The following is a 24791-nucleotide window of genomic DNA, read 5'->3' as shown; positions in this document are numbered from 1 at the left end:
CAAAAAAACCGGACTCGACATCATAGTTCATCCTAGCGCTCGTCCCTAGACTTTGAGCTGTAATCGTTATCTAGGATCTATTCAGATGAGCAATGAAGTGATTGATGCTGCGCCAGGCGATTCGGCCAATGCGGAATCGACAGAGTCGGCCTGGATGGCCGTTTTTTCGCTGGCGATGGGGGTATTCGGTTTACTGACCGCGGAATATCTACCCGCTAGTCTGTTGACACCGATGGCTGAAGACCTTGGCGTTTCGGAGGCACTTACCGGCCAGGCTGTGACCGTAACGGCAGTGGTGGCGCTGTTCGCTGGCTTGCTGGTTCCTGGCCTGACTCGCAAGCTTGATCGGCGTTTGGTACTGCTGGGCTTCACGGTACTTATGATTGTCTCCAACCTACTGGTGGCGCTTTCTTCAAGCCTCACTGTTCTGCTGGCAATGCGAGTCCTATTGGGCATCGCATTGGGTGGGTTCTGGAGCATGGCCGCAGCCATTGCCATGCGCCTGGTTCCGGCGAATCTCGTTCCACGTGCGCTCTCCATCATTTTCAGCGGTATCGCCGTCGGTACCGTAGTCTCAGTACCGCTAGGAAGCTACATGGGCGGGCTATATGGATGGCGTAGTGCTTTTGTAGCGGCAGCAGCCGTTGGCACACTGACTCTGCTCTTCCAGCTATTCACGCTCCCCAGCATGGCCCCACGCAAAACCGTAAGAGCAGCATCGGTGATGGAGTTGCTCCGCCGCCACGGCATAGCAATGGGAATGCTGGGATGCATACTGGCACATACAGGGCAGTACGCGCTGTTCACCTACATTCGCCCTGGTCTTGAAAGCATCGCTGGAATTGACGTAGATGGGTTGTCTTTGATGCTGCTTGGGTTCGGAGTGGCCAATTTCGTAGGTACCCTGCTGGCCGGCTGGCTAATGCAGCGCAGCTTGCGCGCTACTCTGATATCGATGCCTGCACTGGTGGGCGTAGCAGCGCTTGCCATGATCTGGCTACCCGTCCAGACAACGGGTCTGGTGCTGCTGGTGGCGTTGTGGGGATTGGCATTCGGTGGCGTCCCGGTAGCGTGGTCAAACTGGGTTGCTCGCGCTGTTCCGGATCAAGCGGAAACAGCGGGTGGCATGGTGGTTGCCTCCGTACAATTCTCGATCGCGGCGGGCGCGGCTCTGGGTGGACTAGTCTTTGGATTCGGTGGCGTAACAGGCGTATTTATTGCCGCAGGCGTTGTGATGCTGCTCGCCGCTGTTTTCATTGGGTTTAAAGTTCGGGTCGACGTTGTCACGGCACGATGAGGTTGCAGGTCGCGCAGTACACGTTAGGCATTAGGGCAATCCTATCTGCAGGGTGGCGCCCTCGTGTAGCAAGTCGCGAGCCGACCGAATAGTCAGGTTCGACTGATCTTAGCCTGCTCAATGAAGCGGCGACTCCGGTCAAGATGGCATCTACTAGCTCGACAGCGACCGCGGCGACGACGGGTTTGCCAGCCGCAGCGGGCTGGTGGGCACTGGCCGTACCGGGCAAGTCGTAACAGGGGCCCGTTCTCGCTGGGCAGACAGCACCAGTGTGTATGCCGAGCAACGAATGCAGCACGGTGATCAGGCAGGCCTGATACAGGGCTATGGGCTGGATTTCGCACCGGATGAACACTGGAACTACGGCATCACCACCGAGTTTGGTACCTTCAATACCGAAACAGAGTACGAGCTCAAGCGTCGCGCTTACGGGGCCAAGGTTGGTTACAGCAACGGTGACCTGCGCTATGCGAGCCGGCTGGAGTATCGTCAGGACAGCAGCCAGGTTCAGGATCTGTCGGTGTGGCTGATGCGAAATAACCTGAGCTATCAGGTGAACCCGGACTGGCGATTCCTCGGCAGGCTCGACTTCTCGATCGGTGATTCCGACCGTGGCGATTATTTCGATGGCGACTTCGTCGAGGCATCGCTCGGCTATGCCTATCGGCCGGTGCTCAACGACCGCCTGAACCTGCTGACAAAGTACACGTATCTGGCAGACCTGCCGCCGCCGGATCAGGTGTCGACCGCCACTGGCTCGAACGTCGATTACGCCCAGCGCAGCCATGTGTTCGCCATCGATGGCATCTACGATCTGACCGAACGCTGGAGCGTGGGCGGTAAATACGCGTATCGCTTGAGCGAGCTGCGCATGAGCCGTGACACTTCGGCCGACTGGTTCGACAGTCGCGGTCAACTCTACGCCGCCCGGGTCGACTGGCATGTGGTCAAAAAATGGGACCTGATGATGGAGTTGCGTCGTCGCGAGGAGTCTGAGGCCAGAGACAGTAAAACCGGTGCGCTGGTGGGCGTGTACCGCCACTTTGGCAACCACTTCAAAGCGGGGGTCGGCTATAACTTCAGCGATTTCAGTGACGATCTGACCGACCTCTCATACCGAAGCCAAGGATGGTTTTTCAACGCGGTAGGTAAGTATTAGCAACGATGCGCGCAAAACGGACTGCGCTAGCCAATCGAATTGATTGTGGCTGGCGCAAGTCTGCTTTTGGCCAGGAGGGCGTATGAATGTCTGATTGAAGGCTTGCTATGATTTCAAGCATTTCATCGCGAGCGGCGATGCCGGAACCAGAACAACGTGTATTAGGTAAGAGGCGGCGTTGGCGGTTCGAAGAATCGATATGATCGATCACCTCGTGCTTTGGCCTGGTACATCGCGGTATCGGCACGTTCAAATAACAGTTTGGTCGATGCCGTCCCGAATCGAGCCAGGCTGATGCCAACAGCCGCCCCGATCTCTACTTCCCTGCCATCGATGGTGAATGGCACTTCCAAGCAGTCGAGCAGACGCTGAGCGATTCCAGATGCCACCTGGCGATCGCTGCACGTCGCTGCTACTACGAATTCGTCTCCGCCCAGGCGTGCCACCGAGTCACCTGGGCGCATGCAGCGCTGTAGCCGTTCGCTTACCTGTTGCAGCAAAGTATCTCCTGCCGCGTGTCCCATCGAGTCGTTGACTGCCTTGAATCCATTGAGGTCAATAAAAAAGACGGTCGTGTATGCCTGATCGTCGCCCTCGGCGAGCATGCATCCGACCCGATCGGTGATCCAGGCGCGATTTGGCAATCCAGTTAGCGTGTCTCGGGTTGCCATGTGCACGAGCTTCCCAAGCTTTTCCTTGTCGCGGGTAATGTCACGCGAAACCAGTACGGCACCGATGCTGTTGCCGGTGTGAGGATCGATGACGCTACAGGCCTTGGTGCCAAGCGCAATGTAGTAGCCATCGCGATGCCGCTTGCGCACCTCCACTGCGTCCGGCAGCACGGCCCCGTTTAAGATCTGATCCAGAGCATGCGCTGCAGGTGCGCGGTCCTCGGGATGCAGGAAATCCAACACCCGTTGGCCCACTATTTCATCGCCTGGCCAACCTATCATTCTGCTGTAAGACGGCGATATCGAAACGTACCTGCCGTCGGTGTTGCAATGAGCGATCAGGTCGGTGCTGTTTTCAATCAACAGACGGTACTCCGCCGCGGTGCGCAGCGCGTCCTCCAATGCCTCCCGGTGCCCGGTTATGTCCAGAATGAAGCCTTGATAATGCATGCCAGAAGCACCAAGTCGGCAATCTGGCAGGCCTGAAATAATCACACGCCGCGTCGTTCCGTCCATGCAATGAATGGGCGCTTCGATTTGAAAAGGAGTGACTCGCTCCAAGGCCACCGCAAGGTTCATCGCGATCTCTGGGTCGTCATCAGCCTGTATCGCTGCCAGCCATGCACATAACGTTAAGCCCTCCATTGCGGGGATAAGTCCGCAAGGGCTTTCCTGACTGGCGACGCAGATGCCCAGCTCGTCCGTGGACCAGACGGCGGAAAGAAGCGGTGTGTTCGAAGTGCTCATGATTGTTGGCTTCGATGTGCTCAGCAACAAGTTTACTGCGGCATGGCTCGATCGCAGTATCGTCCCCCTTTGTCGACGCTGTAGCCGGAGAAAGGCTCAACTTTTGTAGAAACGTCGACTATCGGCAGTGCTTTATTCACAGGTCACGAGCGACGCTTCGCGACATCGTCCTGATCTAGGGTATCGGTTGCTAGCCTGAATTCTATAGTTACAGGTCAGCATCAGATAATTGAGATATTCGAGCTTTGCCCCTTTAACAGCAAACTCGTAGGTGGCGGTCTGCCGTTACGGCTGCCACAGGGTTTCGCTGCCAGAAAGCTGCTGTCTCGCGCCTAAGGTGTGATGAACAGACCTTATGAGGCGGCCGTCCGTGCCAGCACATCATGCAACCGCCTTCGCATAAATCAACGATTTAAGCGCCCTCTGGCTGGCAAACCAGCAAGGCGATCGGCCCGCCAGCTGAATATTTGCCCGGTACCTGCATGACGACCTCTTCATTGGGACTGATCGACTCAGCGGGCGTGGCAGTCATTGCCGTTTCTTCTGGCAGAGCGTGAAACTGACACGAGGCAATTTCTTGGCTTCTGTTTTTTACTTTGATGGCAGGGACACCCTTCAGATCGACTTTCTCCGACGAAGCCGAAGGCACGCCCAGCTCTTCGAGTTCCAGGTCCATCCCGTGCAGTCGCGTGGCAACCAGGGGCTCCTGGGCGAGGACTGGAATAGCGAAGACCAAGCCTAGTAGAGCGGAAACTGGTTTTTTCATTCTCGTTCTCCCGTTGGACTGTCTTTTATGTGAACAAGACCGAGACGCTAAGTTCTCGCAGAGAAGGGGCGGTTCTCAAGACGAGAGCGGTTGCTCAACAGAGGGTCCCCGACTGACCAGCGATGGGCCCACAGTTGAAGCGGTCTGACGCAACCGAACCGTCGCACAGCTGCGACAGGGGGCGGCGCCGCACGCCGCGTTATCACATGCTTATGCTGAGGCGGCGATTCAGGTTTGCTCGCTCGATGGCAGGTACCAACGTAGTGTTGGCGAGTGGGCTGCTCGTCGAGTGCAGGGGCTTGTAGAGAGGAGCACGAATGGCCAGATCTCTACAGGTCGGGCGAATCCAACTGCCTCAGCGACGAGCTTTGCTAAATGAGTCAAAACGCCAATGAAGCGCCGTCTTCAGGAATATCAACGCGGCTCTCGATGCCCTGCTTTCTGACGTAGGTATGCAGGTCTTCGCGGCTCAGGGACATGTGGTTCACTGCGTCCATGTGCACGGCGACGATTCTCGCGTCTTTCGCTGCCTTGGAAGCACGCAGAACGTCTTCCTCGCCCATGATGATCGCGCCTTCGAACCCGATCATTTTCGCCTTACCTGCATTGAGCACGATAACTTTCGGGCGGAACGTTTCGATCGCCTCATCGACTTCTTTACGCCAGATCGTGTCACCTGCCAGGTAAAGGGTTTTGTAGCCTGGGGCTTGAAAAACGACGCCCATCGCTTCGCCTAACGGTTCTGCGAGCGCGGGCACGGCATACATTTCGTCAGTACCATGTTGGCCTCCAGTCTTGGTGAGCTTGACGCCGCCGAACTCCGCTTCGTCAGTCAGTACGCGTACATTCCTGAACCCTTGGGAACGAATCAGCTGCGCATCGTCTTCATGTTGGGCGAATAACGGGATGTCCTTCGGCAGGGCTTTTTGCGCAGCCTCGTCCCAGTGATCCAGGTGTGTATGGGTGACGATTACTGCGTCGACACCGGAGATGACCTGTTCTGGTGATTCGGTCAGATCAACCAACGGATTGCGAAGGTTGCTTCGGTAGGTGTTTTCAAACCCTGGATAGGCAGCCTTTTTAGCCAGCATGGGATCAATCAGGAAGGTCGTACCGCCGTACGAGATCTTCACCGTTGCGTTACGAATCTGCTGTAGATCCACTTTATGCACTGCTTTGGGAGCGTCGGAGGCATCCGCGCCGGCAAACGCTGGTGCAGCGAGGGCGGCATATGCAATACCGAGGGCGAGAGAAAGCGCTTTGTATTTCATAACGATCATCCTATTGGTACACATCGAGAAGTCATTCTTGCCGAACCGCCCAGAGCCTGACAGTGGCCTGAATGACATATTCCGATATAATCGGGCCACGTCTCGCTCCCGCGGTCTGCTCGCCTGTTAAGCAGTCGTCACCCCGAGCGCCACCATCAACCCCAAGGCCAGATGAATCCAAGGCTCCCGATGCAGCCCATACGCGTTGCTGTTCTCGCTTTCGACGGCGTAAGTCTTTTCCACCTCTCCGTACCAGGCGTTGTGCTGGGAACAGCTCAAGCCGCACCTGGCGAGCCTCGCTATGAGATCAATTACTGCGCAGAAAGGCCCGGAGCGGTGAGCTGTGATCAGGGCATTGGGCTGTCGGTAAACGCCGGTCTGGAACTGATGGAAACATCCGATGTGATCATCATTCCAGCCTGGGGCGACCAGTCGGTCGAGGCATCTGCTCCGCTCATAAAAGCCCTCCAGCGCGCCGACGCCCAAGGCAAGCTGATAGTCGGGCTATGTCTAGGCGCGTTTGTGCTCGCAGATGCGGGGCTGCTCGACGACAAGGAAGCCACCACGCATTGGGCCGCCCGAAGCGAGTTTGCCCGTCGTTTTCCCAAGGTTCGGTATAGGCCGGAAGATCTCTATGTCAGTGCCGGCAACATCGTGACGTCGGCAGGAACCGTAGCGGCGATCGATTGTTGCCTGCACCTGGTACGCCAGCACCTCGGTGCCGAGGTGGCGAATCGCACCGCAAGGATGCTGGTGACGCCGCCACACAGGCAGGGAGGCCAGGCCCAGTACGTGGAGCATCCGGTGCCGCAGTTATCCAGCGAGACCCATTTCTCTGACGTGCTGGCATGGGCACGCATGAATCTGGCTGACGATCTGTCACTCGACGTCCTGGCAAGCATGGCGAAAATGAGCAGGCGCACCTTTACTCGCCGGTTCAAGGAATCGACCGGCACAACCGTATCCAAGTGGGTAAGTGCTGAACGTGTTGCCAGAGCGCAGGCGTTGCTGGAGACGACTGAACTCCCCATTGAATGCATCGCCGGGGAAGTAGGGTTTGGAACGCCTGTGTCATTGAGACAACACTTCGGCGCTCAGCTCGGTACGTCGCCAGCTGACTATCGGAAGAATTTCTGCCTTGGGATGCGTGCAAAGAGCTGACGAAAAATTGCCATGTCTGGCTCTCTCACATGTCCCGCTCGCGGAAAAATCATCCGCATGTGGCCGAGAGGCTGCCCGAAGCAATCTGAATCTAGCCAGTTGCCCCGGAGTGCGAGCGGTATTCGCCAGGCCTAAGAAGACAGATCAAGCAACGCTAAAGAACGCATTGCTGGAGCCAGCCCGTCGTTGAACGGCCGTGCTAGGCTTGGTTTTGGCTGTTCCCACAAGCCGATACGAACAATTATGCATGGCCCGACTCGGCGCCTTGTTTGGAGTCCCGCATGATCGCGCGTCCGCCATCAGAGCTTCCAACCGAGCTCTCAGCATTCGTCGCTACCCATTTCGCCGGCCGAGCATCCAGTCCGGATCGGCTGATTGCGGAATCCTGGTATCGCAGCGTCCACGAACATGGGCTCAATCCCGCTCAATCCGCTTCTCACGTTCAGCTTGAGCATCAGGAAATCCGGCTGCATCAAGAGGAGCACCATGAGTTTCTGGCCATTGCGAGCCAGGGCATGGAAGGGCTGTCGCGCCGTCTGAACCCGGCGGGGTTTGCGGTGTTGCTCAGCGATCGTCGCGGTATCACGCTCGACGCAAGGCTCCCCGGCCAACACAGTCCCTACGCGGACTCGGGGCTGGTGATCGGTAGCTGCTGGGACGAGTCGCTGGTGGGAACCAACGGCATCGGCACGGGGCTGGCCGCCTGCCAACCCCTGATCATCCATCGGGACGAACATTTCTTTAGCAGCAACGCCATGCTGAGTTGCTCAGTCGCGCCACTGTTCGACCCACAGGGCGACTTGATGGGATGCCTCAACGCCTCGTGTCTGAACAGCGGCGGGCCGAAGCAGGCGCAGTACCTGACACTTCAGCTGGTGAGCCTGTACGCGCGACTTATCGAAAACGCCAGTTTCCGCCAGCGCTACGCCAGTAGCGCCATGGTGACCCTGGGCGGCGATGCAGGGGACCTGGGCAATGAGCGGTTGGTGGCGCTTGATGTGACTGGCCGGATTCTCGGAGCCAACCGTGCGGCTTTTGTGGCAGCCGGCCAAGACCGCGCACTGCTGGGCGAGGCGGTTCAGGATGTCCTGTCGGTGTCACTGGATGAACTGATCACGCTGACCCACGGTGGCCAGCGTAGCGCTTCTCTGCGGCTGGCCGGCGGGCCGGCGCTGGAGGTCACGCTGCGTATGCCGGCAGCCTCCGCGCGGCGCGCCAGGAACGAGCGCGGCCTGAGCGTCACCCCGACAGAGCCGACGCTTGAGCACTTGGCAGGGGAGGACCCAGGCCTGCAGCGCTCCGTCCAGAAGCTGCGACGCGTGCTTGATCGAGACATTTCGCTGTTGCTGACGGGCGAAACGGGCACCGGCAAGGAAGCGTTTGCGCGGGCGATCCATCAGGCCAGCGTGCGCGCTAAGGGCCCCTTCGTTGCGCTCAATTGCGCGGCGATTCCGGAGTCGCTGATCGAGAGCGAGCTGTTCGGCTATCGCGCCGGTACCTTTACCGGGGCCAGCCGACAGGGGATGAAGGGCAAGCTGGAACAGGCCAATGGCGGGACGCTGTTCCTCGACGAAATAGGCGATATGCCGGCGCATTTGCAGACGCGGTTGTTGCGCGTGCTGGCCGAGCGGGAACTGGTGCCGCTGGGCGGCGCAACGCCGGTGTCTCTGAACGTGCAGCTGGTGTGTGCGACGCACCGCGACCTGCCAGCCATGGTGGGCGCGGGCGAGTTTCGTGAGGATCTTTACTACCGACTCAACGGGTTGACGGTCAGGCTGCCCGCGTTGCGCGACCGGGCGGATCGCGTGGGGCTCATCCGTCGCGTTCTGCAACGTGAGGCTGGGGATGAACATGTAGAGCTGACGGCCGAGGCGACGGAGCATCTGACCGCTTACGGGTGGCCCGGCAACGTGCGCCAGCTGATCAACGTGCTGCGCTGTGCGGTCGCGTTGGCGGACGACGGAATGATCGATCTCGATTGCCTGCCGCCGGAGGTCATGTCGGTGCCCAACGAGCAGCCGTCGGTGGCGCAGTCGCTTGAGACGACCCGAGACGCTGCCGAAGCGGCCGTCTTGCAATCGGCACTTGAGCGCCACGGCGGCAACGTCACGTCGGCCGCGCGTTCGCTCGGCATCAACCGCGCCACCTTGTATCGCAAACTGCACCGTTACGGCCTGGCCGTGCTGCGCACGTGATGTCTCGCAGGCAACTCGGCATCTTCTTAAAACCAGACGTTCGCTCGGCTTAATAACAAGAACCCCGCCGGGGCGGGGGTCTTGGTCACCTCAAGTCACTCAGCTCTGCAGATACACCGCATGGGTGTGGGTGTACTCGTACAGGCCATGCTTGCCGTCCGCACCGCCGATGCCTGACTTGCGCACTCCGGCGTGGAAGCCTTGCATCGCCTCGAAGTTCTCGCGGTTGATGTAGGTCTCGCCGAAGTCCAGACCGGCGGCCGCCTTCATTGCGGTGGAAAGATCACGGGTGTAAATCGAGGACGTGAGGCCGTACTCACAGTCGTTGGCCAGGGCGATGGCTTCGTCCAGGTCGTCGATGATCTGCACCGGCAGCACCGGGCCGAAGACTTCCTTGCGCATGATTTCCATGTCGTGCGAGCAGTTGGCGAGCAGCGTCGGCTGGTAGTGGAAGCCTTTGCCCAGGTCCGCCACGGCGCCGCCGGTGACCAGCTGCGCGCCCTGGCTTTGGGCGGTCCGTACCATCTGCTCGACCTTGCGCAGGCCGGCCTCGTTGATCAGCGGGCCCATTTCAACGTCCGCCTGGGCGATGGGATCGCCATAGCGCGTCTCGGCCAGGGCGCCGGCCATGCGCTCGATGAACTGCTCGGCCACGCCGCGCTGCACGTAGACCCGCTCGGCGCAGTTACAGACCTGTCCGGTGTTGATGATTCGCGACGCGCGAATGGCGGTAACCGCAAGGTCCAGGTCTGCATCGTTCATTACGATTGCCGGGGCCTTGCCGCCCAGCTCCAGGTTGAGCTTGGTAACGTTCTGAGCAGCAGCGGCCATGATCCGCTGGCCGGTGCCGACGCTGCCGGTAAAGCTGATCATGTCGATCTTGTCGCTGGTCGTCAGCGCGCTACCAACGCCGGCACCGCTGCCGCAGACCACATTGAACACGCCCTTGGGCAGGTCGGTCTCGGCTACCAACTTGGCGAATTCGAAGCAGTTGTTCGGCGTCTCCTCGCTAGGCTTGATGACGATGGTGTTGCCCGTCACTAACGCCGGGGCCATCTTCCGGGCTATCAGGAAGAAGGGGAAGTTCCACGGGAGGATGCCGGCCACCACGCCCAGCGGCTTGCGGAACAGGAAGATGTTCTCGCCCGGGCGGTCGCTGGTGATGATTTCGCCCTCGATGCGCCGCGCCCACTCGGCCATGTAGTCGAGGTAGTCGGCGGTGAAGTTGACTTCCACGAGCGCCAGGCTCTGGATTTTGCCGCCTTCCTCGGTGATGACGCGGGCGAGACGCTCGGCGTTCTGGCGGATCTTGCTGGCGATGGCGCGCAGGTGGCCGGCGCGCTCGATGGCGGGCTTCTGGCTCCAGCCTTTCTGCGCGGCGCGGGCAGCGGTTATGGCGCGTTCAGCGGTGGCGGCGTCGGATTCGGGCACGCGCGAAAGCACCGCACCGGTGGCCGGATTGCGCACCTCGATGTGGTTGTCGCAGGCAACGAAGGCGCCGTCGATGTAGTTCTGGTAGGTGATTGGATCAGTCATGTCGGTCTCCTGAGGGTCAGTTGCTGGCCGTTTTCGGGGTGGGCTGCGGCAGGTCGTCCGGGCCGTGCTCGATGCGGTCGTGGGCACGCTTGATGAGGTACTGGTGGATCTGCTCCATCTGCTCCTGATCGAACGCCTCGCCAAAGGAGGGCATGCCGTCGGGGATGCGTGCGCCGTGGAGGATGCCGAGGAACTGCTTGTGGGTTTCCGGCGAGAGCATGCGCAGGTCCGGCAGCACGCCACCGCTGACGGCGTGGATGCCGTGGCACTGCGAGCAGTAGCCGTCATAGAGCTTGGCGCCGGCCTCGACCGTCGCCGCATCGGCGGTCAAAGGCGGTGGCTTGGGCGCATCCTCACGCGGCGCGGGTTCCTGCAGTTCGGCCGTACCGCCGAGCTTGTAGGTCAGCACCTGTGCATAGGGCTGCACACCGGCGCGCAGCGACAGAGCGCCGGCAAAGGTCGAGAAGGCACCGCCCCAGCCAGCCATGAAGGTCACGTACTGCTCACCGTCCACGCTGTAGGTGATGGGGGCAGCCATGACACCGCTCGCAGCGGGCTGCTCCCAGAGCTTCTTGCCGGTGTCGGCGGCATAGGCAATGACACGGCCGTCGGCGCTGCCCTCGAACACGAGATTCCCAGCGGTGCTCAGGGTGCCGCCGTTGAAGATGGTGACGTAGGGCACTTCCCAGGCCTGTTGCTGCTTGACTGGGTCCCAGGCAATCAGCTTGCCGGACCAGGTGTCGGCGTACTTGCCGAGGCCTTCGGGGTCCTCCGGCATCATCCCGGTCTTCAGGCCCAGCTGGTACATGCTCTTGAACTTGTTGCGCGCCGGCGCATCCGGCACGTGCTCGTACCAGGCGGACATGATGTGTGCCGGGATGTAGACGAGGCCAGTATCTGGGCTGTAGGACATGGGGTGCCAGTCGTGCGCACCCCAGAAGCCCGGCTGGACCAGCTTGGCCTTTTTCTCACCCTTCCAATAAGCGGCGGCTTCGTCGTCGACGATCGGGCGGCCTGTCTTCAGATCCACACCCTTGGCCCAGTTGATCGGCACGATATTCTCGGCTGACAGGAGCTCGCCGGTGGCGCGGTCAATGACATAGAAGAAGCCGTTCTTTGGCGCCTGCATCAGCACCTTGCGCTGCTTACCCTTGATCTCCAGGTCAGCCAGGATCATGTGCTGCGTGGCGGTGTAGTCCCAGGCATCGCCCGGGGTTGTCTGGTAGTGCCAGACGTATTCGCCCGTGTCGGCGTTGACCGCGACGATGGAGGAGAGGAAGAGGTTGTCGCCCTTGCCCTCGCTGCGCCAGATCGGGTCCCACAGCGAGCCGTTGCCGACGCCGATATACAGAAGATTCAGCTCCGGGTCGTAGGCAAAGGAATCCCAGGCGGTACCGCCGCCGCCTTGTTCGACAAAGGCGCGGCCGTGCCAGGTCTTCTTGGCGATCTCCATGCCCTTGCCTTCGGCGGGCTTGTCCGGATCGCCGGGCACGGTGAAGAAGCGCCAGGCCTGATCACCGGTCTCGGCATCGTAGGCGGTGACGTAGCCGCGCACACCGAACTCGGCGCCGCCGTTGCCGATTACCACCTTGCCATTGACCACTCGCGGGGCCCCGGTGATGGAGTAGCTGCGCTCCTTGTCGTAGCGGGTATCGACCGACCAGACACGCTCGCCGGTCTTGGCATCGATGGCTTCCAGGCGGCCGTCGAGCACGCCGACATAGACCTTGCCTTTCCACACGGCGACGCCGCGGTTGATTGCATCGCAGCAGGCCTCACCGGCGCGGGAGCGGTCGGATTGAGGGTCGTATTTCCAGATTTCCTTGCCGGTGCGGGCGTCGAGCGCATAGACGATGGAGAAGGGGCCGGTGGTGTACATGACGCCGTCGACCACGATGGGCGTGGCTTCCACGCCGCGGTCGATGTCGAGCTTGTAGCTCCAGGCCAGGCCGAGCTCGTCGACGTTGCCGTCGGTGATCTTCTTCAGCGGGCTGTAGCGCTGCTCGCCGTAGTCACGACCGTGACTCATCCAGTTGCCGGGTTCAGCGTCGGCATTGGCAATGCGCTTGCCGTCTACATCGGCGGCGTGCAGCGGCAGGGACAGCAGGGCGGCAAGGCTGGCGCCAAGCAGGGCGGTGGGCCGTCGGCCCGAACAGGGATCGAATTGATTCATCGAAGGCTCTCTCTTGTTATTGGTCTGGCCGCCCCGTGGGGCAGGTCTTTCAGAGAGAGCAACCGCTGTGCCAGCCATTCAAATAAGGCCGCAAAGCCAGGCATGGCGAGGCCTGGCGCAATCCCATACCCCCACAGCTAAAGCGCTCTGTCGCAACCGGACCGTCGCACAGCTGCGACAACTGTCGCGTCTCTGCGACAGAGGGAAGCGCCGCACGCCGCGCAAACACAGCTTATGCCGAGGGGACGATTCAGAGCGGACTAGCGGAACAGGGCGACTGCTATCCTCAGCTAGAACAAACCCATTGCCGGCCCTGGGGGCTATTGATTCTCAAGGAGATCCCGTTTGGCTCGCGTTGACCTAAACGTTCCGTTTTCTGAAAAAGACGAGGCGAAAGCACTCGGCGCCCGCTGGGATCCGCAGGCGAAAGCCTGGTACGTCCCCGACGGTAGAGATTTAGCACCATTGGCGAGATGGCTTCCCCAGCACCACGAGTCGGATCTCGAACCCGAGCCTGAATACCCCATACGGTCGCCTTATTACTTTGTTGTCGAGTCGAAATCCGATTGTTGGAAATGCGGCAGCTCAACGCGTGTGCATGCATTTATGTTGCCCGAGGGGCACGAGCAGTTCGAATACGCAGACGAGGAGGACGAGGGGTTCACCCTAGGCAGCCCGCGCGGTTATTGGGAGCGCTACGGTGAAAGGGGAAAGGTGTCTAACGTCTATGGCTTGTCTCTCTCGGTAGTAGCGCAGCTTCGAACCCATACAAGCCGCTACAAGCCTGCCTATAGCCAGCAGGCTGGCGAAACCTACTTCATGAATCATTGCGAGCACTGCGGGGCGAAGCTCGGCGACTTCTATATGCATTCAGAGCCGGGTGGTGCGTTTTTCCCAACGTCACCTGCCGAAGCTAGCACCATGGTCCTGCACAAGGTCGACGCACCGTTCGAGGCCAACGGCAGCATGGGCTACGCATCGGATGATTTCTTCGAGTTCATGCAACGCAAAAGCGGTGAATAACAGACCCCTACTTCAACACCGGGCTTCGCCATACGACTATCCCAACAACAACAGCTGATAGCCACTTCGATCCCCCAAGCTAAGCAGCTAAGCAGACCGAAAGCGTTCACCCATTCGAACAAGGACGTGCGACATGAGCCATGCAATAGAGGACGCTAGCGGTGACAACCAAGAGGTCGTGGAGCTGCTGCGCCAGGCCAAAGTCCTTGCGGTGCGTTACCGCCAGCTAACCGGCAAGCCGCTGGGCATTACGGGGGAAGTTGCAGAATTTGTGGCAGCGGCGATTCTTGGTCTGGATCTGCACGCGGCCCGAACCGCTGGGTATGACGCAACCGAGATGCGAGAGGGGAAGCTCGTTCGGGTACAGATCAAAGGACGATGCATCGCTGATCCGAAGCTCGTAACAGGACGGGTTGGAAAGATCGACCTCAGGCAGCCGTTCGATACCGTACTGCTGGTCTTATTGGATATGGATCTGAATGCCCTTGTGATGTACGAAGCCGAACGCGTTGCTGTCGAAGCATTACTGACCAAGCCTGGATCAAAGGCCCGAAACGAGCGCGGTTCGGTTGGGATCAGTCAATTCAAAGCCATCAGCACTGTCCGTTGGATAAAAAACAGTGACGGCCAAATCAAGAGCGGCTAACACTGATCCGCCACGATGACGCACGGGCTCAGCGAACCGATTAGGACGCTCCAACTAACGCTATGAAAGGAGGCGAGCCGCCCCAAAGGAACGGCCCGCGACCTAGCCTAGCCTGTAGCCATGCCAGAAACAGCTCGTCGATACAGCACGACCATTTCGTCGAGCAGCGCTTCGGCGGCATACAGCGTCATCTTCAGCCGCACGTCCTGGGGATAGAACCCGTCAGGCCCGCCAATCTGCTGCAGCAGATCCTTGACGATGTCGGCACGCAGTTCGGCCTCAGCCAATACGGGCTGTCGTGCAGACGAACACACAGATAATGACGGCGCCGAAGGCGCTCTCGGACGGTGAGGGAAGGGGAGAAGCCTGGATTCAAGATCAGCCATGGCACACCTCCGAAGAGGCGACATCAATCAGAGCTGAGGAATCAAGGTGGAGCGCGGGCGTAAAAAGGGGATAGCGCATTCTGCTTATGCTCCTCGAACTGGTTAAGGAGCCACAACCACCCGTTGTCACGCGGAATGGAGGTGGACCGCACGGGGGTGACAAACCGGCGTCCGAGGGAACCGGCCAGGCCGAAGCCTGCCCCGCACGGCCCACCATAGAATGCCGGAACCAGACACAGTGAAGTGCCGGCCGGACATTTATGGCGCTGCCGCGCCCTCGAACGGTTTCAGGTTGTCACACCCGGTCGCGGGATTTACCACGACCGGCGCAGTCTAGCGCGGGGGTTAGTGAAGGGCAAACATGCTGGGGCGTAGTTGAGAGGAGGCTTGGTGAATCTTGTTGAGGGCGAATTCGAAAGGCCGCTCTCGGCCAATAGGAGTCATTGGGCCAAGCCAGAAGCAATCCTTTGATGCTCCTTTCGCAACTCACTTGTCGACACTTACTTAAATACGTTTTTGTACCAGTTAGCGGTTCACCCCTTGGTGATGTTCAGGTCGCTCGATCAGATTTTGCTCTCTCGCTTAGACGCCAAAGCTTCAGCCCAAATCGTATTTTTCCCGTTGCACATGGAGCCGCTGAGGCACACATCGATATGTCAGACTGGCAGTGCGCTGCCTCTCTTGGGCCAGCATCAGTCGGGACTCACGCCATGCCCAGCAAGCGTCTAGAAGTGAAGAAACGTCACCATTATGTGTGGGCAAACTACCTGACTCGCTGGGGGAACGGGACGAATAATGTCTCCTACACGACGAAACTCGGGAATTTTGCGCACGACAGCGTGCGCGGCTTGGTCATAGACGACTACTTCTATACGACGACCTTCCTTAGTCGTCAGCATATTCAAGTCATTGAGTCCGTAATCAGACAAAGCTGCAAGGGTCTGCGTGAGGAGCATCGAGCCTACCTCGCAGAGTTCCTGTCGGCTCAAGCAGGAGAGGCAATGTACCGACAATCAGGTATCCAGGATCGTGAGATCGAGCGGCAACTTGATGTACTGAAGAACAACCTACTGGAAAATCTTCACGCCTCCCATGAAAAAGACGCGCTCCCTGTACTGGCCGCCTTGGCCAAAGAAAATTTCGACATTCTCGAAAAGAAGGAGCACATGATTAACTTCATGGCTTTCTTGGGCCAACAGATAACCCGTACTAAAACGTTTCGCGACAGTGCCATTCAGGCGCTTTCTCGAAACAGCACAATGGAGATCGACCGAGGAGACGCGATGGCCCAGGCATGGTGGTTTCTGAGCTACGTATTTGGGATGAACATTGGTTTCGACCTTTACGCCGGCCGCCACACTGCTAAACATGCCCTTTTGATAAACGATACCAAGCTGCCTTTCATCACCAGCGATCAGCCTGTCGTGAATGTCCATGCACGCGTGTCGGAAACCGAGTTAATAGCACCCGAATACGCCGACTTTCATTACCCCATTTCACCTCGAATCGCATACGCGATTTGCGATTCGACGCGGTTTAGCCAGGGTAAGAATCTAGTCGACGAGGCAATCGTCGTTGAATTCAATACCAAGCTCGCCGCTCAAGCTATGGTGCATATTATCGGCGATTCTGTAGACGCTATTCGCCCATACAAGCAGTTCATCGGGCAGCGCTACCGCAGATCCCGACCCGATGTCAGCACATCGTAAAACCCGGCTGAATTGCCTGGTTGCGGGATCAAAAACGAGCAGTCCACGCTGACGCCGAAGCCTATATGCACGATATAATGACTACGCTCGCTCTTCGCCGCCTAGAAATATATTCAGAAGTTCTGGGCGCCCTAGCTGACAATAGAGCATTGTTTCTAAGAATGGCTTATTGTCTTTTATCATGGAGAGAACCTCTGGAACCATCAGTCCAGAAGCTTCGGACACTTGCTCCAGCATAATCTCATACCAAGAAGGGTTAAGTAGGTTTATATGCTGATTCGCATCAGAGTGAATCTCAGCATACTGTTCAGGCGTGATGATGCGCTCCACATCCCTAAATTGATGCAGCACATCAGTTGCATACGACATTCGAAAAAACAGTGATATGAGTGTGCGCCAAGATATCAGATTGTAGCCCAGCTTATGTATTGCCGGTAGAAAGGCATCCACTCTAAATATAATTCTAGCAATAAATGCTGATGATTTGACGGCATCAACTGGTAGCATTGTTCCGATTACGCTTAAAGCTCCTGAGCGTAAAAAGCCGTTGGCCACTGAAGCATGAGATCCCCCAACAGCGGAAGTCGAGCAAGCGCTAAGCATGACAATAGGCGGCACACGGGCCTGGTTGAACAGTTTCCAGCTATCCAATTTTTCCTTCCCGATTTGAAGCCAACCTGGCTGCGTAAGTCCGCCGTGGTCGCCGTGACAGTCGAAGATGACTATAGAACCCTTAAAACTGTTTAGGGCCGCAATGACTTCAGCTATGGAACTAACATCGACGAATTGGACGCTGGTACCGTTTTCTAACGGAAAGCAATCGATGGCAACCTCAAGAAACTTTCTAATTTTATCGTGGTTTGTAAATGAGCGAATCACAAGCACATTGTGAAGGTCTTGGGCTGGCAATGTTATAGGTGCGCCAAGGGCGGCGAATTGAAGAAGCATATTCCCCGGAGTCATGGGAATCTTACTTACCTCATGACTTATCATCAATGGCAAGTTCCCCAAATACACCCACTCTAACGGGGCATCGCTACAAATCTTACAGCTATCAAAATTAGTCACTATCAAATCGGTGAGCTGGTCACTGATATTGGATTTAATCTCGTCGGAAAGCGACTTAAACTTCAATTGCAGCTGGCGAAGCGACTTGGGGTCTGTTCTCTTGTGAGTGAACTCTAAGTCCTTTAGCTTTGCCTGGTGCAGATTTACTGCGTTAGGCAATCGAATAGCCGGAATACACTCATTGGTGCCAAGCAGCCCAATTGAATAATTTGTAGCAGCTAGCTCCAGCTGCCTTTCTCTAAGTATCTCACCTATATATGGCAGGTCGTAGGGATTTTCAAGTTTACCCATATCTGATGATATAGAGATGCCAGAGTATCCAGGGTTCTTGATAAGACCATTTCTTACAAACTCCCTTTGCCACGGAGCTCTGACCTGCCTGAATAGCTGATTCCAGAAAATTGAGTTCGTATTATAATAAAGCCCCATAATCGACGGGCTATAAACAATTGCCTCGCCAGCACCCTTCTTGGGGATCAGTCCAATTATCGACTCAACGCCGCATTTTATTGCGCTGTAAAATTCGTTAATTTGATCTGGCGGGATTCTGTCATGGGTTGTGAATTTGAACCCAAGCGACAGATGCAGAATCTCATTTGCCAGGGTGGCCCCGGAGCCATAATAGGGGCAATTTGCGGAGCGTGTATATTTAGCACGAGTTTGTGCTGGTATATCTTGCTGGCTACCAGAGTCGCGCGAGATTTTTATGAGCTCTTCATGTATTGCCTTGTCAAACGCATAAATCAAGTCAGAAGAATGTACTTTAGAAAGATTGATTACACCCGGGGACTCGCTAGGCGCTGCCACGAGTACAGATTTTTCCTTTGAAATATCTAGCGTCATTATCTTGTCAAGATATTCGGATGGCGTGATTATTATAATAAAGTCGCCAGTAGTTAATTCTGCTATTGCATCTATTAAGTGGGATCCAATAGTAATTATGTTTTTGAACACACCGCTAGTACGGTATGAAATTAGATCATCTTGAGACAAGAAAATCTCCGCAGAATCTATTGGCGCAAGAGCAGCGCTTACTAGGAGCGGAATAAAATCCTCAGAGGCCACGCCGCGTTGCCATCCTTGAAAAATAGTGTCTTCATCTTCATCTTCATCGATAGGAGCTATTAGGACATAAGAAATTTGAGCCATGATATTCCGACTATTATCTGAAAAACAGTTTAGGTTTGCGTTAATACAATGACTGTCAGTTCAAGCTATTTCACTTAGGCTGGCAACTGTTACCACACAGAATGGCTCATCATGAAAGATATTTCAGCCGCAGGTTTCGCAACCACAGCCATTTTTCGGGAAATAGAGAAAGGCCGCTCCTGGCCGTGTTCAGCTTGTAGTGACAGGCCCTAAGCGGCTAGGGAAACTCTGAAGAAGACTTGCTGATTTTGGCAGAATGCCCGAACTCCACCCCGCCGAGTTTTCCGATGAAGCAGATGACCTTCGCCGATGCCGAGTACGCCGGCAAGCGCAAGCAGACCCGCAAAGAACTGTTCTTGCTTGAGATGGATCGGGTGGTGCCGTGGAAGGGTTTGATTGCCCTGATCGAGCCTCATTACCCGAAGGGCGAAGGCGGTCGTCCGGCGTACCCATTGATGGCGATGCTGCGCGTGCACCTGATGCAGAACTGGTTCGGCTACAGCGATCCGGCGATGGAAGAAGCGCTTTACGAGACCACTATCCTGCGTCAGTTTGCCGGGCTGAGTCTGGAGCGTATCCCCGACGAAACCACGATCCTTAACTTCCGTCGGCTGCTGGAGAGGCATGAGCTGGCTGCTGGCATCTTGGCCGTCATCAATGGTTATTTGGGTGACCGGGGCCTGTCGCTGCGTCAAGGCACCATCGTCGATGCCACGCTTATCAACGCGCCAAGTTCGACCAAGAACAAGAACGGCAAGCGCGACCCGGAGATGCACCAGACCAAGAAGGGCAACCAGTATTACTTCGGTATGAAGGCGCATATCGGCGTTGATGACGAGTCGGGCTTAGTGCACAGCGTGGTGGGCACGGCCGCCAACGTGGCGGATGTCACGCAGGTCGACAAACTGCTGCACGGCGAAGAGAACATGGTAGGTGCCGACGCGGGGTACACCGGCGTTGAGAAACGTCTTGAGCATGAAGGCCGCGAGGTGATCTGGCAGATCGCCGCCCGTCGTAGCACATACAAGAAACTCGATAAGCGCAGCGTGTTGTACAAGGCCAAGCGCAACATCGAAAAGGCCAAGGCCCAAGCGCGCGCCAAGGTCGAGCACCCGTTCCGAGTGATCAAGCGCCAGTTCGGCTATATGAAGACGCGCTTCCGGGGTCTGGCAAAGAACACGGCGCAACTGGTGACACTATCTTGCGTTGTCGAACCTATGGATGGCACGCCGACATTTACTGACGAATGCAGGAGAGGTGCGCCTGTAATGTGGGAAAAGGCTACCGCGAGGTGCTCGCGGCGGCAAAAAACACAGAGATGAACGGATGGCTTGATCAATTTTCGGCAAGTCGCCGCTTTAAAAATCGGCAAGGGTAGAATTGGGCCGGAAATGCAGGGCTACTTCAGACCATCCCTAGGAGCGTCCGCTGTGGCCGACAGCTGTCCGTTGTAACCGGCGGCTATCGGCCAGGAGCGGCCGGTCGCAGGCTGGTGGACAAGTAAAAGTTGTTCACTCTACACAGCTCCAAAGTTTGCGCAGGGTGAAAAACCGCAGAGCGGTTTCCGCCAATTCTTATCCAAGCTACCTTACTGCTAACACTTGGGATCGGGGCTTAAACCATGGATGACTACGAAGAGTACGACGAAGAAATTCCTTACCAGAACCCTGAAGATATTGGTCAAATGGCGATTTACTCAGCCCTAAACAGCCTGGTGTTCTTCGCAAACAATCTCGACTTCAGCAACCAAGCGATGAATCTCACGATTGTGGATGAGTTCATCATGGATCTTGAGTACGGATACCTTCGTAGTAAATTCGATGAGACAAATACGCCTTACCAGCCGATGTTCCTATCTGCGCAGTCACAGATGTGGATTTTCTCTGCTTACGAGCTGATGCGTACATGGCGTGAGAAAATAAGTAAGTACCTCAAAGCAGCAGACAACGGCGGCCTTCCGCTAAAGCTGAAGGAGCAGCAGAAGCCCATAGGCTACGAGAACTACACGATCCAAAGACGCATCGATGAAATTACCCTACTCATCGAGAATCCAGAGTTCGTCGAGACGATGAGGGATGACCTAAAGCGTACTCAAATGCTGTTCACTCAGATGGAGATCCTGCGGATGTCGCTAGCAAAGCATCAGATGAGAAAGCGTCCCAGCGCTGCTGTCCTGACACCTACCGTTGGGTACATGAATCGCTGGTGTGGCTCCTTGGAATACCAGATCAACAGCGGCCAGGTGATCATCTGCAATCTGAGCCGCAGAGACATTGCGGATGGGATTCGAGCGATACCGGCAATGATCGTCCCCTCAGACGAAGACCTCAAGTTATTTGAAACTGCCATGCGCGGGCCTAGCGATGATTAGCTCAAGTCAATGTTCAAGGAATAAATATTATCTGCGCCACTATTTATGGAGATTCCCGCAGTGAAGCGTAACTAAAGGGGGCGGAGTGGTTAAAAATAAACCACTCCGCCCCCTTAGTTATGCACGCCCCCTATTGTCCAATCGTTGAACCCGTTAGGCCCGTTTGAGCAGTATCGCTCCGCGAGTCACTTAAGGTTGGGCTACTTGGAAACCTTATACCGACCTAAGCGTAACTCTGGCAGTGGATCATCAGGTGCGTGCTTCAGCCACAGCATCGCTCCGTCCGACTCAGCACCGGCGGTTTCAATGATCGAGTACGCGAGTTGAACGGTTTTATACCGCAGCAGAGGTACTAACTCCTCAGGGATTGATGGATCCCGTGAGGTTGAGCCATAGGCTAGCTGAATTGCCAAGTCATCTAGAGCGACATCAAGAAACAGTAGAGAGCGGCTATCCAGCCGTTGATTCCAATTTTCTTGTCGCAAACTTGCCAATATATCCAGTGCTTTGGGCAATGAAGGCATGCGACGTGCGTATACGCTCGCTACCATTGCATCAAAAATGGGCTGGAAGCGTTCCTGAAAGTTCTCGCTCGAGTCCATCAAGAGGGTGGCCGCAACTCTTACAGCTTGGCCTGAAGTTCTTGTGCAGTCAGAATTGATATTGCAGACGATATTTCTCAGCAGATCGTCCAACTCTCCCTCAGTCCTATCTCCACTGCTCATGAGGGAGAAATGAAGTTTCATCCGTTCAAAGGAAAATTTCTTCAGCTTTTCATCAAGTGTGAGCACTCGCGTCCTTATCTTTGCAATCTGACGGTCCTTCTTTTTTAGAGAGCAGAGATGAACGCAATGAGCCAGAATCTCGTCTAGATAGTCGATGATTAGTCCCACGGAGTCTCGAAGGTCATCACTGGCATTGAGATCATTCAAAAGATCATCTTGATCTACGCTGATCCACTCCTCGACTACATCAAGGAGCTTAGAAATTTGGGCAGTCGATGGCTTGCTACGCATTAATGCGAACCATATTTCTGATAGTTGAAGGCTTGCTCCGCCAATGCTGTAACTACGTCGCCCATGCGCGGGGCTCAGCTGCATGTATCCGCTACCGAACGGTCTAAGTGTGTTGTTCAGTAGTTTGTCAAGAAACTGAGAAGCGGCGTCACCAGACGGCACCGGCCAGTTCAACGTGAGGGCAGCCCTAGAGTTAGGAATCACCGGCCATTGTCCAGGCTCTACAGTTCCCCAAAGCAAGTCGCCCACCTCTTGCGTCTCCTCTGGTGTAAGCAAACCAACCTGGCGCAGTTCCTCCAAGCGACGCCAAACTAACCAGGAGGGCTCACTGCTTCTTGGTGCCCTCAGTTTGAATATGAGGTCTCGGGCAATTAGGCGCCAATCAAGCGAGGTGTCCCTTTCTCCGTCCGCCGAGAAGTGCCTTGTGAGTTCAAGTACGTTGAACCAATCCTCTAGATGGTAATCGTTAATCCCAATCGAAGGTGCCACTGGAAGTTGAAAAACTAGAAATAGCGTGCGGGACTGAGCTCTATTGGACATCGACTCCAGTGTTCTAGAAAGAGCCTGGCATGTTGGCTTCCACATAGATGGCGTAGATTGGAAGGATGCAGTGCTATGTAGACTAATTAGCTGTTGTGCCAAGTGCAAAAGAAGCGACTCATCTCCTATGCGGATAACGAGACGCCCGAACACTTCGATGAGGAATTCTGTTCGGCCGCTAGTTCCAGACGCTTGTTGCCGTCCATTGAACTCAGCTGTGATGAGTCGAATCAGCTCTTGCACGAGATCTTTAGCAGTATCTTCGCTAAGCAGGGCTATTTCATAACGATTGAGCCATCCCGTCCGATGCGGGGGTAGGGCAATGTCGCGAGGCTTAAGGGCGTCTTTTTGATTAGCTCGCAGTAATAGCCCCGTAGAGCGTTCAGGTCTGTCAGCGAAGCGTGCCCACCAAGCAGCTTGCAGCATTTCCTTCGCGTAGAAATTCCCGTTCCGTGTGTATGGCATCAACCCGATCCGCTCAATGAGCTCCAGCCATGCGAAGCTGGCTGAGATTTTCTCGCGGAGGTCCGATGGGGAGCCATGTCGGGTGGTTATAGAGGTAGAGCCTAGGTCGAAGTGCGTTACTCGCTGCCTATTCGAACTCGGAATCTCAGCTTCAGCGTTTAGCGCTGCCATTAATATCTTGAGCTCTTCTCGGGCAGAGTAACCTCTAGCACCCAGAGCGTTGACGCGGTCATTGAAGTCCTCCTTGGCATGTTGCTCACGCTCCTCCTCATATCCTTCGTCCTGCACTACCCCTCGCGACGCCGTTTGTAATGTTTCGGAAAATTCCACGGCACGTTGAATGAGACTTGCAATCAAGCAAGCCCAAGCTTCTTTCGATATGAGTTCCGGATCGTCGGGGCGTGAGCGCTGCTGGCGCCGAAGAGACAAAATGGCTTGCTCGTAAAGTGAAATAGCCGACGATGGATCTCCGACTTCCGCGAGCAGTGATGCCTTGAGTACCTGAATGAAAGTGTCGGAGCTTTTTGGCCGCCACTTCGTGACACTTTCCAGTGCAGAAACACGGTCTGCGTTTTGAAGGTGGCGCAGGACATCTTCGTAGACAAGTCGGTCTTGAATAACCGGGTCTTGCTTCGCCACCTGCTGGAGTTTTTCCCTGAGTTCGTTGTACGGCACAGCCCGGTGCGACTGTCGTGCCCACGCCAAGAGCGCAATAGCTGCTTGCTTCCACGTCTTTCGCAAGCAACTCGCATCCGAAATGCCCATATTTTTCAAAAAACGAGACGTTTCCTCTGGAAGATTCTCAATTGCGTGTGAGTTTTGCGCTAATACTGCATCGCGACCGATCGCTGCAAGGTTATCGTCCAGCGGTGCAAGCACTACCTGCTGAACCCAACAGTACAGTTCAATGATCGTAAAAACTGTTTGAGGGGGTAAGGCCGCTATTTGTTCGCGGCGCAGAGCTTGGTGCAAAAATGATTCCAGCCAATTAGCGACAGCACGGAATCTATTCCGGATGTTGCTTGGGGCAACTAACCAACCGGGGTATGTGCTCCGGTAGTCAGTTAGGGCAGGCAGTTGGCAAAGGAACCAGGACAATTCTTTATTTGTCGAGTCGCCCTGCTGGAGAGAATGAAGCAAAGGATAATCTCCCCAGTCGAGCGGTGAGTCGGAGAGTGGAGTTTCCAAATCCTTGAAAAGCTTCCAGTAGCGTGTCTGATAATCTTTCCTATCGCCATTCGCGCCGATAGGGAGGAGAACTGGAACTACGCCTCGGGCTTCATACAACTTACGCTCACCGAGGGTCGGTTCCTCTCCTAAGAATAGGTAGACCGGCAGCGCATGCTTGTTCAGCATGTCGCGAACCCAGCCTAACCAGTGGAGAAAATTTGGATCGTCACCAGAAAAACCAATCAAGCAGAAGACGTTTTCCAGCAGTGACT

The 24791-nt window shown here is 56.3% G+C and carries 16 protein-coding genes and 1 pseudogene; 9 read left to right on the top strand and 8 right to left on the bottom strand.

Annotated features, from left to right (window positions below; genetic code table 11):
- Nucleotides 1-85 precede the first annotated feature (85 nt).
- Together NA619_RS08935 and NA619_RS08930 are read left to right on the top strand one after the other, a co-directional pair.
- The gene (locus NA619_RS08935; protein ID WP_255961512.1) at nt 86-1297 is read left to right on the top strand and encodes an MFS transporter; all 1212 of its coding nucleotides are present in this window, start codon (nt 86-88) and stop codon (nt 1295-1297) included.
- 289 nt (nt 1298-1586) lie between these two features.
- Complete coding sequence (locus NA619_RS08930) at nt 1587-2456, top strand: hypothetical protein (RefSeq protein ID WP_255961511.1); 870 nt, start codon at nt 1587-1589, stop codon at nt 2454-2456.
- A 161-nt stretch (nt 2457-2617) separates the two neighbouring features.
- Here the strand turns inward: NA619_RS08930 and NA619_RS08925 are convergent, their stop codons facing one another.
- The 3 genes from NA619_RS08925 to NA619_RS08915 form a co-directional block, all read right to left on the bottom strand.
- Nucleotides 2618-3874 carry a sensor domain-containing diguanylate cyclase gene (locus NA619_RS08925; protein WP_255961510.1) on the bottom strand — a complete coding sequence of 419 codons (1257 nt, stop codon included), beginning with the start codon at nt 3872-3874 and terminating at the stop codon, nt 2618-2620.
- 412 nt (nt 3875-4286) lie between these two features.
- Entirely contained in the window at nt 4287-4640 is a 354-nt protein-coding gene (locus NA619_RS08920) for a hypothetical protein (protein ID WP_255961509.1), read from the bottom strand.
- A gap of 380 nt (nt 4641-5020) precedes the next feature.
- A complete protein-coding gene (locus NA619_RS08915) occupies nt 5021-5911 on the bottom strand; it encodes an MBL fold metallo-hydrolase (RefSeq protein WP_255961508.1) in 891 nt (296 codons plus the stop codon).
- Between the two features lie 189 nt (nt 5912-6100).
- On the opposite strand from NA619_RS08915, the gene NA619_RS08910 reads away from it, so the two are divergent.
- Entirely contained in the window at nt 6101-7072 is a 972-nt protein-coding gene (locus NA619_RS08910) for a GlxA family transcriptional regulator (RefSeq protein WP_255961507.1), read from the top strand.
- Nucleotides 7073-7353: 281 nt separating this feature from the next.
- Complete coding sequence (locus tag NA619_RS08905) at nt 7354-9267, top strand: sigma-54-dependent Fis family transcriptional regulator (protein ID WP_255961506.1); 1914 nt, start codon at nt 7354-7356, stop codon at nt 9265-9267.
- A gap of 99 nt (nt 9268-9366) precedes the next feature.
- Here NA619_RS08905 and aldA read toward each other — a convergent pair whose 3' ends face one another.
- Both aldA and NA619_RS08895 read right to left on the bottom strand, forming a co-directional pair.
- Nucleotides 9367-10803 carry an aldehyde dehydrogenase gene (gene aldA, locus NA619_RS08900; RefSeq protein WP_255961505.1) on the bottom strand — a complete coding sequence of 479 codons (1437 nt, stop codon included), beginning with the start codon at nt 10801-10803 and terminating at the stop codon, nt 9367-9369.
- 16 nt (nt 10804-10819) lie between these two features.
- Nucleotides 10820-12976 carry a PQQ-dependent dehydrogenase, methanol/ethanol family gene (locus tag NA619_RS08895; protein ID WP_255961504.1) on the bottom strand — a complete coding sequence of 719 codons (2157 nt, stop codon included), beginning with the start codon at nt 12974-12976 and terminating at the stop codon, nt 10820-10822.
- A gap of 345 nt (nt 12977-13321) precedes the next feature.
- Between NA619_RS08895 and NA619_RS08890 the strand changes: the two genes are divergently transcribed.
- A complete protein-coding gene (locus NA619_RS08890) occupies nt 13322-13999 on the top strand; it encodes a DUF5710 domain-containing protein (RefSeq protein WP_255961503.1) in 678 nt (225 codons plus the stop codon).
- A gap of 178 nt (nt 14000-14177) precedes the next feature.
- On the top strand, nt 14178-14645 hold the full coding sequence (locus tag NA619_RS08885; protein ID WP_255961502.1) for a DUF6998 domain-containing protein: 468 nt from the start codon (nt 14178-14180) through the stop codon (nt 14643-14645).
- A gap of 107 nt (nt 14646-14752) precedes the next feature.
- On the opposite strand, the gene NA619_RS08880 is transcribed toward NA619_RS08885, so the two are convergent.
- A complete protein-coding gene (locus NA619_RS08880; protein WP_255961501.1) occupies nt 14753-14932 on the bottom strand; it encodes a hypothetical protein in 180 nt (59 codons plus the stop codon).
- 809 nt (nt 14933-15741) lie between these two features.
- Here NA619_RS08880 and NA619_RS08875 point away from each other — a divergent pair.
- Entirely contained in the window at nt 15742-16740 is a 999-nt protein-coding gene (locus tag NA619_RS08875) for a DUF4238 domain-containing protein (RefSeq protein ID WP_255961500.1), read from the top strand.
- Nucleotides 16741-16821: 81 nt separating this feature from the next.
- Here the strand turns inward: NA619_RS08875 and NA619_RS08870 are convergent, their stop codons facing one another.
- Nucleotides 16822-18957, bottom strand: a complete 2136-nt coding sequence (locus NA619_RS08870) for a CHAT domain-containing protein (protein ID WP_255961499.1) — start codon at nt 18955-18957, stop codon at nt 16822-16824.
- 287 nt (nt 18958-19244) lie between these two features.
- Between NA619_RS08870 and NA619_RS08865 the strand changes: the two are divergent.
- Together NA619_RS08865 and NA619_RS08860 are read left to right on the top strand one after the other, a co-directional pair.
- Nucleotides 19245-20226: pseudogene (locus NA619_RS08865) on the top strand (IS5 family transposase).
- Nucleotides 20227-20578: 352 nt separating this feature from the next.
- A complete protein-coding gene (locus tag NA619_RS08860; RefSeq protein ID WP_255961498.1) occupies nt 20579-21328 on the top strand; it encodes a hypothetical protein in 750 nt (249 codons plus the stop codon).
- Between the two features lie 200 nt (nt 21329-21528).
- On the opposite strand, the gene NA619_RS08855 is transcribed toward NA619_RS08860, so the two are convergent.
- Nucleotides 21529-24765 (bottom strand): SIR2 family protein, encoded by a 3237-nt coding sequence (locus NA619_RS08855; protein ID WP_255961497.1) that lies wholly within the window; start codon nt 24763-24765, stop codon nt 21529-21531.
- Nucleotides 24766-24791: the final 26 nt, after the last annotated feature.

The organism is Stutzerimonas stutzeri (assembly GCF_024448895.1).
GTDB classification, from domain to species: Bacteria; Pseudomonadota; Gammaproteobacteria; order Pseudomonadales; family Pseudomonadaceae; genus Stutzerimonas; species Stutzerimonas stutzeri_Q.
Note: the sequence above shows the minus strand (reverse complement) of the source record. Positions and strands in the feature narration are given on the sequence as shown.